Annotated in this window: 15 protein-coding genes and 1 pseudogene; 8 read left to right on the plus strand and 8 right to left on the minus strand. The window is 57.5% G+C overall.

The window, feature by feature from the left end; genetic code table 11:
• The first annotated feature begins 215 nt into the window (after positions 1–215).
• On the plus strand, positions 216–659 hold the full coding sequence (locus tag EWF95_RS13120) for a hypothetical protein (RefSeq protein ID WP_142444539.1): 444 nt from the start codon (positions 216–218) through the stop codon (positions 657–659).
• A gap of 148 nt (positions 660–807) precedes the next feature.
• On the opposite strand, the gene EWF95_RS13125 is transcribed toward EWF95_RS13120, so the two are convergent.
• Positions 808–2,151, minus strand: coding sequence for a hypothetical protein (locus EWF95_RS13125; RefSeq protein ID WP_142444540.1), 1,344 nt, complete (start codon positions 2,149–2,151; stop codon positions 808–810).
• A complete protein-coding gene (locus EWF95_RS13130; protein ID WP_142444541.1) occupies positions 2,144–3,721 on the minus strand; it encodes an AAA family ATPase in 1,578 nt (525 codons plus the stop codon). The genes EWF95_RS13125 and EWF95_RS13130 overlap by 8 nt, the downstream gene beginning before the upstream one ends.
• A gap of 576 nt (positions 3,722–4,297) precedes the next feature.
• Between EWF95_RS13130 and EWF95_RS13790 the strand changes: the two are divergent.
• Positions 4,298–4,672 (plus strand): annotated as a pseudogene (locus EWF95_RS13790) (restriction endonuclease); the annotation flags it as partial.
• A complete protein-coding gene (locus EWF95_RS13740) occupies positions 4,669–5,430 on the plus strand; it encodes a hypothetical protein (RefSeq protein ID WP_221886661.1) in 762 nt (253 codons plus the stop codon). The pseudogene EWF95_RS13790 and the gene EWF95_RS13740, both read left to right, overlap by 4 nt.
• 61 nt (positions 5,431–5,491) lie before the next feature.
• Here EWF95_RS13740 and EWF95_RS13145 read toward each other — a convergent pair whose 3' ends face one another.
• The 4 genes from EWF95_RS13145 to EWF95_RS13160 form a co-directional block, all read right to left on the minus strand.
• A complete protein-coding gene (locus tag EWF95_RS13145; RefSeq protein ID WP_142444542.1) occupies positions 5,492–5,746 on the minus strand; it encodes a type II toxin-antitoxin system HicA family toxin in 255 nt (84 codons plus the stop codon).
• 7 nt (positions 5,747–5,753) lie between these two features.
• Positions 5,754–6,032 carry a type II toxin-antitoxin system HicB family antitoxin gene (locus EWF95_RS13150; protein ID WP_185911792.1) on the minus strand — a complete coding sequence of 93 codons (279 nt, stop codon included), beginning with the start codon at positions 6,030–6,032 and terminating at the stop codon, positions 5,754–5,756.
• A 203-nt stretch (positions 6,033–6,235) separates the two neighbouring features.
• Positions 6,236–6,670, minus strand: coding sequence for a PIN domain-containing protein (locus EWF95_RS13155; RefSeq protein ID WP_142444543.1), 435 nt, complete (start codon positions 6,668–6,670; stop codon positions 6,236–6,238).
• The gene (locus EWF95_RS13160; protein WP_142444544.1) at positions 6,671–6,919 is read right to left on the minus strand and encodes an AbrB/MazE/SpoVT family DNA-binding domain-containing protein; all 249 of its coding nucleotides are present in this window, start codon (positions 6,917–6,919) and stop codon (positions 6,671–6,673) included.
• Positions 6,920–7,190: 271 nt separating this feature from the next.
• On the opposite strand from EWF95_RS13160, the gene EWF95_RS13165 reads away from it, so the two are divergent.
• From EWF95_RS13165 to EWF95_RS13180, 5 genes are all read left to right on the plus strand, one after another.
• Entirely contained in the window at positions 7,191–7,871 is a 681-nt protein-coding gene (locus tag EWF95_RS13165; RefSeq protein ID WP_142444545.1) for a hypothetical protein, read from the plus strand.
• A gap of 37 nt (positions 7,872–7,908) precedes the next feature.
• Positions 7,909–8,034: a hypothetical protein gene (locus tag EWF95_RS13845; protein WP_281285202.1), complete on the plus strand. Its 126-nt coding sequence runs from the start codon at positions 7,909–7,911 to the stop codon at positions 8,032–8,034.
• Between the two features lie 265 nt (positions 8,035–8,299).
• The gene (locus tag EWF95_RS13170; protein ID WP_142444546.1) at positions 8,300–9,088 is read left to right on the plus strand and encodes a hypothetical protein; all 789 of its coding nucleotides are present in this window, start codon (positions 8,300–8,302) and stop codon (positions 9,086–9,088) included.
• A gap of 408 nt (positions 9,089–9,496) precedes the next feature.
• On the plus strand, positions 9,497–9,781 hold the full coding sequence (locus EWF95_RS13175; RefSeq protein ID WP_142444547.1) for a DUF433 domain-containing protein: 285 nt from the start codon (positions 9,497–9,499) through the stop codon (positions 9,779–9,781).
• A 6-nt stretch (positions 9,782–9,787) separates the two neighbouring features.
• The gene (locus EWF95_RS13180) at positions 9,788–10,114 is read left to right on the plus strand and encodes a DUF5615 family PIN-like protein (RefSeq protein WP_142444548.1); all 327 of its coding nucleotides are present in this window, start codon (positions 9,788–9,790) and stop codon (positions 10,112–10,114) included.
• Positions 10,115–10,253: 139 nt separating this feature from the next.
• Here the strand turns inward: EWF95_RS13180 and EWF95_RS13185 are convergent, their stop codons facing one another.
• Together EWF95_RS13185 and EWF95_RS13190 are read right to left on the minus strand one after the other, a co-directional pair.
• Positions 10,254–11,315 carry a glycosyltransferase family 4 protein gene (locus tag EWF95_RS13185; protein ID WP_142444549.1) on the minus strand — a complete coding sequence of 354 codons (1,062 nt, stop codon included), beginning with the start codon at positions 11,313–11,315 and terminating at the stop codon, positions 10,254–10,256.
• A gap of 13 nt (positions 11,316–11,328) precedes the next feature.
• Positions 11,329–12,201 carry a hypothetical protein gene (locus tag EWF95_RS13190; protein ID WP_142444550.1) on the minus strand — a complete coding sequence of 291 codons (873 nt, stop codon included), beginning with the start codon at positions 12,199–12,201 and terminating at the stop codon, positions 11,329–11,331.
• Positions 12,202–12,238 lie beyond the last annotated feature (37 nt).

The following is a 12,238-nucleotide window of genomic DNA, read 5'->3' on the forward strand; positions in this document are numbered from 1 at the left end:
CGGAATGAAAGGGCGAAGCAGGGTCGGCGAACCCCGGCGACGCAAGCACCGCAGCGAACGCAGTGAGCGAGGAGCGCAGCGAGCCGCGGGAGCCGAGCCTGCTGAGGGCTTTCTACATAGACACGCCAGTCTTTGTAGAAATTCCTGATATGAACTCTTATTCAGATACAACGTCGCAGACAACAGCTTATGATCGATCAGCCACAAGCGGGTGTATGGACGCGACGGAGACGATCTACGAGGGCGAGGCGGGCTCGGTACACAGCTCGGCGGAGGTGTCGGTGTACCTGCCGGACTCGCTGTCGATGCCGGTACCGAAGGCACTCCCGCAGGCAGTTAGTCGGAGCTTAGAGACCCCCGAGGGCGTGGTGCGGCTGGCGACCGACCCCGAGGCCGCCCGGTCGCATCCGATCCGGGCGACGCTGTTGGCGGTGCTGTTCGAGCGGCTGCCGGCGTTTCGGTTTCGGCACTCGGATGTCTCGGCGACCAGCCCCGAAACCGCGCGGGTGCCGGTACAGGTCGCCGCTGCCGGCGACAAACCGCTGGCCTGCTATCTCGCTGTCCAGGGGTTTAGCGACGCCCAGATCGCCGAGGTGATGGGCCTCGATGAGTCGACGGTGGCGACCGCCATCGATGAGGTTCACGAGCAAGCGAAGTAGCTGGACTGTCATTTTGCGATCAATTGACGGAGCCTCAATCAGCGTGAGACGAATCGATAACAGCACGGTCAGGGGAGCAGTATCAGGATCGACCGTTCTATTAGAGCGAGATGTTGGCCAAAGCTATCGAGTGGCTACCCAAACATAACTACAACAATCTGTCTAAGATTACTGGCAGAGAATCAGCAAGTTCAGATGCTTGTAGAATTCTAATCGTGTCTTGATCTTCAATTGGTGCCGTCGATCGGCTTTCGAAGTCTTGGACTACGAGCACGCCGTTCCAACCCGATCCAAATGGGGTATCAGGGTCAAACACTAATTCGTTTTCTTGGCGCAAGAATGCGAGATATTCGAGCGTCTCGGTTACTCCTTTTTTGACTGTTTGCTCGCTGGTGGAGTTTTTGACCTCAGTGATCAAGTATTCGTATCCTTCCTCATGTTGTACTTCGAGTATGATAATATCTGGCCGGTTGGTTTGCAGTTGGAACCCTTTGTCAGTGAAGTAGTTCTCAACGATTTCTCGAGCCTGACGGTCTATCTGTTCTGACCGGGTCAGTTCGGCATCCTGTTTTTCAATTGGCTCGGGAACAAACGAGAGATTTCGGTCATTGGCAGAGCTATCGTGGTACAACACGACATCGGTACCATCCTCGCTCTTAATGCGAGCGACCTCCTGTTTTCCAGATTCAATCGTTTTGACCGAGGTTTCGCTTTGCTGGTACTCCTCAATTGATTCGACATACTGGAACAGGACATAGAGTTCGAAGAGTGTTTCCTCGTCATCAGGTGTAATCAACGTCTCTTCCAACAGTTCTCTGAGAGCGTCCGGATTGCTCTCCCTGGCTCGTCTATGATCCTGTAACAACGAAGCAGCCTCTCGATAGACATCGCTACGCGACATGGCTGCTGTCTGGATCATTCGGTCTGTCGGCTCGTAGGTCTCGGGGTCACGAATACGCTTGATGTGGACGTTCCGTTCAAACAACTCTCGCATCTGCTCAACGAGCTCAAGGTTCTCCTGCCAGCGATCAGTTACCCATTCGTATTCCTGTTTGAGATATGTCTCACACTCCTCCAGGGTCGTGTAAATAATCGACAGGAGGCGTTTGAGAACGATATTTTCGTCAATATCATAGCTTTCGTGACGGTTGTCACAGACGAATAACGACTTATCGCCCGGTGCCTGCGAGGAGCGTTGTTTCATCGTCGAAGTCCAATCGATTCGCCCGGATATCTGTCCTCGCGTCGTCTGCTGGACGTTCTTCGTCTGTGTCTTGATACTCCGGAGTCGAGACGGGAGTTGTTCTACGAAATCGACGACTGCTGGGCGAAGAAGGAAATGGAGGTCAACAAGCGCGTCGAAGCTCTCGAAACGTTCATCCAGTCCTGTCGGTTTGAGTTGTGTCGTGACGTGTTGTTCAGAAATCTCTCCGTGCATCACATAGGCGAACAAATCCTCCGAGACAGCATCGATAAGCTCGGCTCTATCCATCGATTTCTATCTGTAGCATATCACGGCCGAGTTCGCTGAGTCGACTGGAATCAACAGCATCGATCTGAGAGAGTTGTTTGACGGTCGCTTCTCGGCGAGGTGATCCTTCGAGTTGAGGCAGGACGTAGTTACCGACTGCATCGGTGACAGCGCGCTCAGTGGTTCGAGAGGGTGAGTTCATGATCCCATCCAGCATGTCCCGAACGATGGCAGGACCGATTTTGCGGTCGCTTCGGCCGTCATTGAGTCTGAGCCATATTTCAGACACAGCATCGAGCACATCTTCATCCGCCGGTCTGGACAGATCCATCTCCCAAGCGTCTGCGTACTGTTCGAGTAGATCGATTCGTTCTGCTCGGGTTTCAGGCACCTGTGGGGCATCGACATGAATGAACGAAAACCGCCGCATGAAGGCGTACGACAGTTCGTACAATGAAGTCTTGTCATAGGTATTCATCGTCGCCAACAAACGCCACGAATTAGGCATGAGATACTCATGAGGTGCTGGTGATCCGGAACTGCCGTCAGCCTGTTTGACAACGATTTCGTTGCCATCGCGGCGATAGGGCAACTGTACTTCTTGTCCGGAGAGAAGTGTGAACAACTGCCCGAACGCTTTGTCGATATCAGCTCGATTGATCTCATCAATCACCAAGAGTTCGTTCTCTTGTGTGCCATCTTGTTTGAACCGCCGTAGCACCTGCCCAGTCTCGAACGAGAGATTCTCACCGTCTGTCTCCGTTGGCATGTAGCCACCAACGGTCTCGAAGGTCGACCAATCGGCTGTGGCTGTCGTCATCTCGTAGCCAGAATAGGTATCGCTGTGAGATTCTACGAGCGAATGACAGACTCGTCTAGCGATTTCAGTTTTCCCTGTTCCGGGCGGCCCGGTGAAGATGACATGCTTACCAGCTTTGAACGCTGATTCGATCTGCTCAAGGATCTCGGTTCCACGATTGTCTTGGAAATACAACCCCTCGAGAAGGTTCTCATCTACGAGATCGAAATCCGGCGTAGTGTGAATCTCAACATCTGTTGTCGTCTCTGTGATTTCGGTCTGAGTCGAACCAGTTTCTCCGGAGGCTAACGCTTCTACAGAACCGTACTTTCCTCGGATACCACCAACACCCATCTCGTTGAGTGGACTGAATCCGAGTGGATAGGAACGGTCGTATCCTGCAAGGTTATGAATCTCTTCAGAGGAGACGTTCATTTCGATCGGGGGTGCAAGATAGATGATTCTATCCCACGGATCGTCCTCAAAGTTCGACCAGACATCTCTACCAAGTGCCTCGTTCTGTTCTGTACCGAGAACTTTCGCAGAGTGCGTATACGTTCCATTTCGGTAGAAAAACAAGAAATCTCCCTGCTCAATATTTTTCCACGTGCCAGCTACTGACGGTTTTGTTCCCCATAGCCGAATGACATCACCAAATGCGTCCGGTGGTTGCTCAGTATACTGGCGGACACGATCGGCATCAATACCCTCTAAAACGCTGTTTTCGACATTTTCTAGCGCGGCATCGTTGCCGTACGGTGCTAGAAAGACCTTCGGCCCATCGTATCCCATTAGCCTTCGATTCGTCAATCACCGTTAAATAATATTTGCTGCAAGGATTCAAAACTGAAGACGGTACCACGCCCCTATGTGTTCGTGACTGAACTCACAGGGTATCGATGTCGACACTGTGTTGGAAAAGTAGGAACTGGGGTCAAAGAGGAGCCGAGTAGCTGGAAAGTGTATTCTGTTTGCCTAAGTGAGAACAGTGACTGTGGCACTGAGAGAATTGGAACGATATCTCGTAGCTCTGTGAGTCATACTGATGAAATGAACAAACGCGCTGAGAAGTTAGTCAAAACAGCGGCTGTTGAGAAATAGCATCCGCGAGCGTAGCGAGCGGTTCACTGCCGACCGCAGGGAGGCAGCACTTTTTGGTCCAGCTTTTTCAAGGAGCGGTGGCTGAACGAAGTGAGGCCACCCGACGCAGAAAAAGGTGGGCGTGAGTCGGCGTCGACGATCGAGGTTCGGTTGACCGCGCGATATAAGCCAAGCGAGGTGCAACCGGAGGGCGCACCTCGAACCGAAACGGGCGAAGCCCGTGAAGGGGAGGCGTTGGCTGATGAGGTTTCGGGGCCGGTCGATGATCGGGAGCCGGATCAGTGGGGCTACGTCGAGACCGACTCTGAGGTCGCGTTGCGAATTACGGATCTGAGCGAACGCGAGGCCGATTTGATCGAGGCGTTTGTTCCGGTGGCGATTGATGAGGCCGGCGGGTTTGCCGGATTCAGGGAGACAGCGACGAAGACGAACTCACTGGTGGATCGACTGCGGAAGCTGACGTTGCCCGCTGTCGCTGATGTCGAAAGTGGGTTAGAGAGCTACACGCAGACCAAGGAACGTGCTGAGGAGTTAGAGGCGAAAATCGAGGAGACGGACGCGTTGATCGACGAAATCGTGTATGAGTTGTACGGGCTGACCGACGAGGAAATCGAGATCGTCGAGGAGGCTGTCGGGGAGTGAGTGACGACGCCCAGCGAACGCTTGATCCGGCGGCGTTTATCGCCGAAGACATCCGATATGGAATCGAAGGCTTCGCGCAGAAGTTCCGCGAACTCAACGAGGGCGGACAGTTGCGAAAACTGCTCAGAGAGACGCGCACCCTCACCGGGGCTCCGATAGAGCAGGCCCCGGAAGTCTTCACTGAGCAGTATCTCATCGAGCCAGTGCTGCATGGGTTGGGCTATCTGAATCCGATCTCCGAGGACTATGACAGTGCTGCCCCGCACTTCATCAGGCGGCCGATTACCTACGAGAAAGTCGAACCGCGCCAGCCCGACTATCTCCTGAAAAATATTCCCGCAGGGGACGACGCCCCCGGAGTGGTCTGCATTGTCGAAGCGAAAGCCGCCAACCGAGAACAGCCCACTGGATCGAAGCAAGACGCGACCGAGGACATCCGGGAATACCTCGACGAAGATACGTTCTGCAAGTACCTCCGCGACATCAACCAGCGGTATCTGGCCGGTATCGGCACCGATGGCCTCCGGTGGACGCTGTGGATGAAAGACCTCGAAACGGGCGCGGTGAAACAGGATTATCCGAAAGTCGATATTTCGAGCGTCGTTGAAAACGAGGCCAAGCGGCTCGATACGATTGCGGGCGAGGTAGCAGCCGGGCGAGCCAGCGACCGAAACGTTCTGACCGACGAGTTCGTCCCCGCGTTCGCAGCGACGAATCTATCCGATCATATTATCGACTCCTTCGCCGACTCGCAGTGATTTGATTTCATAGCATCCGCGAGCGACCAACGGGAGCGAGGCTGTCGGGGAATGAACCAATTTAGCGATTACGATCAATCCAACGGCAAAACGCATCGAAATCCTCGGCACCGGCTTGCTCTGCAATGTTCCGTAGGGTTCCAATACGAATCCGATCTTTCCGAGGGACACTAACTGTTCGTGGGTCAGTGTCGTGATCTTCTGGCGGCATCCATTTCAGTATCATATGGCTGCCGGTGGTACGAATCCAATCGAATCCGCCGACATTGACCAACACCGCAACGATACCATCGCCAGAAAAATCCCGCGTCACCATGTGCCGATTATTTCAGTATATCCGGTAGCTCGCCGCTCGTGTTCTCGTCGGGATCAACCCCCATTTCACGGAGTTCTTCGTCTGTGGGTTCGCGCCCTGCCTCTCCGTTGTACGCCGCGACCGCGTCATCGAGCATTTCGAGGGCCTGCTGGCGGGTCTCACCCTCCGTAGCCACGCCAGTTTCTTCATCACGGACGAGCCACACCTCACCATCGTCAGAGAGTTCCAGCGAGATTCGAGTCGGAACACTGGTGTTCTCTGGGTCGTCGTCCGATTCGATACTCATAGACTACCATACAGGGCACGAGAGCAAAAGCGTTCGGTAGCGATACACAATCCGTATGCTAAGCAGAGAAGGAAGCCCTACAGGCGTGTTTGTGCGCATCGACGCCTCACACTCATGTAGTGCTACGACCCCTCAGCCGAAGAACGGAGCATACGACATGACTTCGATACCCTCTTTGTTCGGACATCCAACACAAAAACAGATTAGCTCGGCTGATACGGATTCGTCACCGTATCGAGACGCGAGATGTGGCCAGCCACATCGAAATCGTCGTCAAACGCGTACAAATAGTCTAACTTCTCGGTTTTCAGATACGCACTTAGACAGGCATCAACGAACGAGAACGCTTCGTACTGCCGGAATTGGGCTTTTGCCATCGCACGCCCGTCCGCAGTCAGCGACTCGATATGGAAACGGGCGTTCTCTTCGATTCGATCAAGGAAATCAACAGCCGCATCGTGGCCAGCGTGTGTCGTGAGACCGTTCAGCGTCTCCGCGAGGACGTAATCGAGGACTATTGCCTCCGGCAGGTCACCGCTGTCGACACCGCGAAGGATCGCAAGTCCTTCCTCGTGGGCTGCGTCGCGGCGGTAGGCCGCTGCATAGAGCACTGTCGTGTCGATGAGCGCACGTGGCATCTATCCGTCAACGCCCCACGCGTCGTGGTCGGTGGTCACAGTAGTGTCCTGATCGCCGTCATAGCCCTCAAACGCGCCGAACGTCCCATCGCGCTGTTGGACGACCTGCACGCGAATCTCCCCTTCGTCTTCGATCCGCCAGCGAAGCGTGTCTCCGTCGTCGATGTCAAGCTCCCGACGGATGCGGGCGGGGATATTCGCCTGATTCCCCGATACCTTGCTCTCGGAGTCAACGCTGTCACTACTCATGTGTGAGTTGAGCGGTCGGTGGCTTATAAATATAGTGTGCGTTCACACTACAACAACATGGAGAATCAGTGCCCAGTAATCGATGGGGCAATCAAGTTTGTCGAGGTAGCAGTCTGAGAGTAGCATCCGCGAGCGACCACCGGGGGCGCGCGGCTCTTGTTGATCCAGCTTTTTCAAGGAGTACGAAGATCCTGCTACTCCAGACGGATGCAGCACTGCTTGAAAAACGGAGGCTACATCTTAAATCAGAAGACGAAGCGATGATCAAACTATGTCGAGTCGAGATCCGAGAGAACTGAAATCGGAACTGGAGGAAATCGAGTTCTCCGGAGATTCAGAGCAGCTTGGGGAGTTGCGCGCGGAAGCGAGAGCAACCGTCGATGCACAGCGGGAAACACTCGCCGACATCGACACGAAAGCGAGCAAGATACTCCGGCTCAATATCGCGCTGGTCGGTATCCTGATTTCGGTCGTATCCATCGCAACACAGCTCAGTTCTGGCCAAACATCGGGAGTTGGAACCGTCGAACCGTTTCTCAACAGCTACACAGTACTCGGCGTTGGCGCGCTGGTTCTCTCGACTGCGTTTGCAGCGATGACCTACACAGCATCGGAACTCGATGTTGGCGTAAGTTCCGAGAATCTCACGAAGCTGCTCAACTCCGATTTCCAACAGCAGGAAACCGAGGTACTACTGATACAAAACTACATCATGCGGATCAATTTCAACCGGAGCACAAACGTTCGCAATATCCCACTGGTCCAAGTGACAATACTGCTGATCGTCTCTGCCATCATTTCGTTCGCGCTGGGGCTGTATCATGGTATCGCGGGTACCGTCCCGATCTGGCTTTTGATCCCGTCGATCCTCTTGCTTGCTGTTGTTGTCTTGGTGTCGGGACTGCCTACCCAGACGCATCGGGCGATTACTGACCTTCGAGCGTGGCGGTGACCCAATGATTATACACCTAGCCGCCGATAATACAAGTATGAGTACCGAGAGCGACGAGCAGTCCGCCCGCGAGGAGGCGCGTGAAAGCCTTCTCAGCGGCGGCGAACGAGTCGCAAAAGGCCGACAGCGCGGTAAAAACGAAGTCGAAGACGACGAAGCCTAATCAACGACGAAATCAATTTTGTTGAGAGGGTAGTCTAGAAGTAGCATCCGCGAGCGACCGCCGGGAGCGAGCGGTTCACTGCCGACCGCAGGGTGGCAGGACTTTTTGATCCAGCTTTTTCAAGTCGGGCGGAACCGAAGGTTCCGCTGACCATGCGAACGGCGACTCCGTCGCCGTGAGCAGAGAGCGGTTGCCGCAGGCGACCCGACGCAGAAAAAGGTGGGATTGAAGCGGGTACTATACGCAACATCACACACCGAGCCATATGCACGCCGATACCCCAGCGTTCGACCGCGAGACAGTCCGGTCGATCATCGCGGTACTGACACAGCTCAAAAACACCGACACAGCGACAGGCCACGACGACCTGCTTTCGGCGACCATCACCCGCGTCTGGGCGTGTTACGACGGCGAGCCGTTCGAGGTCGACCCGGAATCCATCACGGCCACCGATGTCGAAACCGCCCATACCGCCCTCACAGCTCACAGCCCAACCCAGCAGGACGCACAGGCCTACCGCGAGGCCCACGGCACGCCACACCCCAACATGCCGCTGAAGATCGGCTTTGATTTCGTCGATACCGCCTCCCGGTACCGAACCGGCAGTCTCCCCTCGTTTCGCACCTGGAAGGCGATCTACAGCCACGACGGAACGGTGATCACCGAGCGCGCCTACGCCTACGAGGACGCGATCGCGCTCCGCCCGGTGATCGACGATGTGCGATACACGGCGACCGCGACGAAGCGAGACGCCGACGGAACCGTGCGGGTTACCCTGAAAGAACGCCCGTTCCGAACGGATATCGATGTCTACATTCACGAGAACACAGCCCAGACCGTGACGATCGAAGGCCACGATGGCCCGAACGTCCCAAGCGAAACCCACCCGATCAACACACTCGGAGCCGCTCTCGACACCGAAAGCGGCGACGACACCGAGGGAGCCGATGACACCGAGATCGTCGTCACCGAATCCCTCGATGACGTGGTTTCGTTCATCGACGATCAGGGCTGGGAGTACGACGCCGACGACGATATCGACCTCCCGGAGTGACAGGATCACTCTCCGTCTGCTGCCGGACAGCAGGCGGTATGCAGAACGTCTGATCACGTCGATCAGCTGTCGCCACTGTGGGTGAATCGTGCTGCTGCTGTCGCGTCACACGAGCCAGCAGTGTGATCCGGTTGGAGGGTCGTGTTCAGATAAGGTGCTTTCTGAAAGAGAATATAGAAAGCCCTCGGCGCGCTCGGCTCCCGGGACTCGCTGCGCGCTTCATCGCTCACTTCGTTCTCTCCTGCAGTGCTTACGTCGTCCGGGTTCGCCGACCCCGCCTCGCCCTTTCAGTCCGCCAAGGCGGCGGTTGATCAGCCGACCGACCCGCACCTGCTTAGCTGCTCTTATCTGAACGCTGCCGGTTGCAGTTCCCCGAGTATTTTATCGCTACAACCCGTAGACAGATGTATGAGCACCGGCGTCGAGATTGTGCGAACGCCAGATACTCTCCATGGTAAGCCACGAATCGACGGCACACGGATCGGCGTCTACACACTCGGGGTCGCTGTCGAATCAGGTGGAAGCGTCGACGAGTTACTCGCTGAGTATCCGACGCTCGACCGCCCGCAGGTCGAGGCCGCCATCGAATACTACGAGTCCCACCCCGAATTGATGGACTACATCCGGATGCAAAAGGCAGCCACTGAGCAAGCGATCACGGCCGAGGCCCACACTGCCGACACCGAGGAGTAAGTGTCGATGCGGGTACTGTGTGACCAGATGGTGAAAGCGTCGTACGTTGCCACCCTCGAATCTGAGTCCAGCCACACAGTTGCCCGCGTTCGGGATGTTCTCGAACCCACTGCGACCGATGCTGCGATCGCCGCTTACGCAGCAGCTAACGACTGGGCCGTTCTGACTGCCGACGACGACTTTTTCGACGAGACAGTCCCGTACGGGCTCTGTTATTATTCAGACAGCGACCCGCCATCGCCGCAAATCCTTGCCGAGGCGATCAACGCCATTGATGCGGCCTACGACGACCCTGCTGCCGTCACTGAGTGGGTTCCTGACGGGTGGGTGTGAATAATGGAGATATCGCATATCGGCAGATGACTGTCCAGCGTTGGTTTTGGGAGTGGGTGTGCTCACTCATCGTCGGTCGGCCGAATGCAGCCGCAAGATCCAGCAACTGCAACGCGGCCTGATCGGCATCGATCTGTTTTCATCCGGGGTCGTTGTCGACAACCGATTCGAGTAGCCCCCGAACGGTGGCGGCCGTCTCCGCCCAGTCAGGCTGGGCCTCGTACCGCTCGCGCGCCGCTTGCCCCATCATCGCTAACCGTTCGCGGTCGGTGTCCAGCGTCGTGATCGCGTCGGCGACCGCGGCCGAATCGCCGGGATCGACCAGAAATCCGTTGTCGCCCTCGCTGACGATATCTGTCGCGCCGCCGGCACGGGCGGCGATAGCCGGCAGCCCGAACCCCATCCCTTCGAGATAGACGATGCCGTACCCCTCGTAGCGGGACGGCACGGCCAAGAGGTGGTGCTCGCGGAACGCGGCGGCGAGGGAAGCGTCATCGATCCCGCCGGTGAACTCGACGCGACGTTCCAGTCCGTGCTCGGCGACGCGGTCGTGACACCGCGAGACGTAGGCCTCATCGGCTGGCTTCCCGACAACGGTGAGTTCAGCGTCGCCGGCGGCGGCCGCCAGCCCGTCGATCAGCGTGTCGACGCCCTTTCGCGGCGTGATGTTGCCGACGAACAGCAAGCGAAGGGGATTCTCGTGGGCACGGTCGGCGATGGCGTCGATTTCGATCTGCGGATCGAACCGGTCGCCGGCCGGCGGCGCGACAACAGTTCGGTCGGCGTCGACGCCGAAGTCGGTAACAACGTCGCGGGTGACGCTGCTGTTACAGACGACGCCGTCGACGCCACGGAGATAGCGGCGTTCGACGGCGCGGTAGAGCGGCCGCAGGCGTCGATGCTCGCTCGCTCGGAGGTGGTGGACGATGCTCACAATCGGCGTCGAGAGCCGTCGGTTCGTCCACACCAGCGAGGGATGGGCGAGTTCGTCCTGTAGCAACACGTCGTACTCGCCAGCGAGTCGCCGCGGGAATCGGGGTGAAACGTTGTCGAGCAGTCCTCGTGGGTAGGATCGCCACGGGAGTTCGATGATTTCGACGCTGTCGCCGGCTGCCCGAAGTTCCGCGACGAGCTGGCGGTCGTAGTGAAACCCGCCTGACTGCTCGTCGAACGAGCCGTAGATGACGAGACCGATCTTCATTCGTAACCCCCGTTCATGCACGATACCCCAGCGCGTCGAGTCGCTCGTCTGCGGAATCGCTCCCGTACACCCGACGCACCGGAAGCGACTCCGGTGGCTCCAACGTCGGGGTTCGCCTTTCCCTGTCGGTGGCGGTCGTTTCCGCCCACGGAACGGTGATGAGCGCGGGCACGGGCGTCTCCATCGGGTGGCCGTACAGCCCCCACTCGCCGAAGAGGTTGCCGTGGTCGGCCGTGATGGCGACTTGGCCGTCGATGTTGGCGCACAGCGATTCGACTTCTTCGAGCACGTAGTCGAGATTCGCCCGGTAGGCGGCCCGAACGCGGGCAACGCTGACCTCGTTTTGCCGGAGGGCGACCCACGGGTTCCCCGTGTTGCTGTGGCTGCCAGCCCGCACCAGCCCGTCGTCGCCGTCGAGCGGATCGGGAACGAAGGGGTGGTGCGGCTGCATGTAGTGGACGACGAGGCGATCAGGTGCTGTTTCGCGCGCGTGGGCGATAGCGCGATCCGTGACCGCCGCCGGCGGGATCGTGTTGTGCGCGTCGTCCCACGCGTACTTCCAGACCTCGTCGAGGGCGGCGAAATCGTCAGCATCGAGATAGCGATCCGTCCATGTGTTGGCCGTCACCATGACCGTTCGGTCGGTTTCGGGGTGGCCGTGGAAGGTGTTTTCCAGCCACTCCGAGGAGGAGCTGCCGACCGAGCGGATCGAGCCGACCTCGGGGAGGAACGCGTAGTCGTCGGCGACGGCAGCCAGTAGGTCGGCCCGACAGCCGTCGAGGACGACCAACACGTCCCACGACCGCTCATAGACGTTCGTTCCGTACGGCAGCCGCCGGCCGACCGCCTGCATCGCCCGCAGGTAGGCCGTCCCGAGCCGGCTCATTCCGGGTTCCACCACGGGTGGCCTTCGGCCGATACTG

The sequence above is a fragment of the Halonotius roseus genome (genome assembly GCF_006861655.1).
Taxonomy (GTDB): domain Archaea; phylum Halobacteriota; class Halobacteria; order Halobacteriales; family Haloferacaceae; genus Halonotius; species Halonotius roseus.

Bases quoted from the DNA above. Each gene is read 5' to 3' on its own strand.
- EWF95_RS13170 (WP_142444546.1), top strand. From the start codon at position 8,300: ATGCACGCCGATACCCCAGCGTTCGACCGCGAGACAGTCCGGTCGATC.
- EWF95_RS13185 (WP_142444549.1), bottom strand. From the start codon at position 11,315: ATGAAGATCGGTCTCGTCATCTACGGCTCGTTCGACGAGCAGTCAGGC.
- EWF95_RS13165 (WP_142444545.1), top strand. From the start codon at position 7,191: ATGTCGAGTCGAGATCCGAGAGAACTGAAATCGGAACTGGAGGAAATC.
- EWF95_RS13160 (WP_142444544.1), bottom strand. From the start codon at position 6,919: ATGAGTAGTGACAGCGTTGACTCCGAGAGCAAGGTATCGGGGAATCAG.
- EWF95_RS13120 (WP_142444539.1), top strand. From the start codon at position 216: ATGGACGCGACGGAGACGATCTACGAGGGCGAGGCGGGCTCGGTACAC.
- EWF95_RS13190 (WP_142444550.1), bottom strand. From the start codon at position 12,201: ATGAGCCGGCTCGGGACGGCCTACCTGCGGGCGATGCAGGCGGTCGGC.
- EWF95_RS13845 (WP_281285202.1), top strand. From the start codon at position 7,909: ATGAGTACCGAGAGCGACGAGCAGTCCGCCCGCGAGGAGGCGCGTGAA.
- EWF95_RS13145 (WP_142444542.1), bottom strand. From the start codon at position 5,746: ATGGTGACGCGGGATTTTTCTGGCGATGGTATCGTTGCGGTGTTGGTC.
- EWF95_RS13125 (WP_142444540.1), bottom strand. From the start codon at position 2,151: ATGGATAGAGCCGAGCTTATCGATGCTGTCTCGGAGGATTTGTTCGCC.
- EWF95_RS13130 (WP_142444541.1), bottom strand. From the start codon at position 3,721: ATGGGATACGATGGGCCGAAGGTCTTTCTAGCACCGTACGGCAACGAT.
- EWF95_RS13175 (WP_142444547.1), top strand. From the start codon at position 9,497: ATGAGCACCGGCGTCGAGATTGTGCGAACGCCAGATACTCTCCATGGT.
- EWF95_RS13150 (WP_185911792.1), bottom strand. From the start codon at position 6,032: ATGAGTATCGAATCGGACGACGACCCAGAGAACACCAGTGTTCCGACT.
- EWF95_RS13155 (WP_142444543.1), bottom strand. From the start codon at position 6,670: ATGCCACGTGCGCTCATCGACACGACAGTGCTCTATGCAGCGGCCTAC.
- EWF95_RS13180 (WP_142444548.1), top strand. From the start codon at position 9,788: ATGCGGGTACTGTGTGACCAGATGGTGAAAGCGTCGTACGTTGCCACC.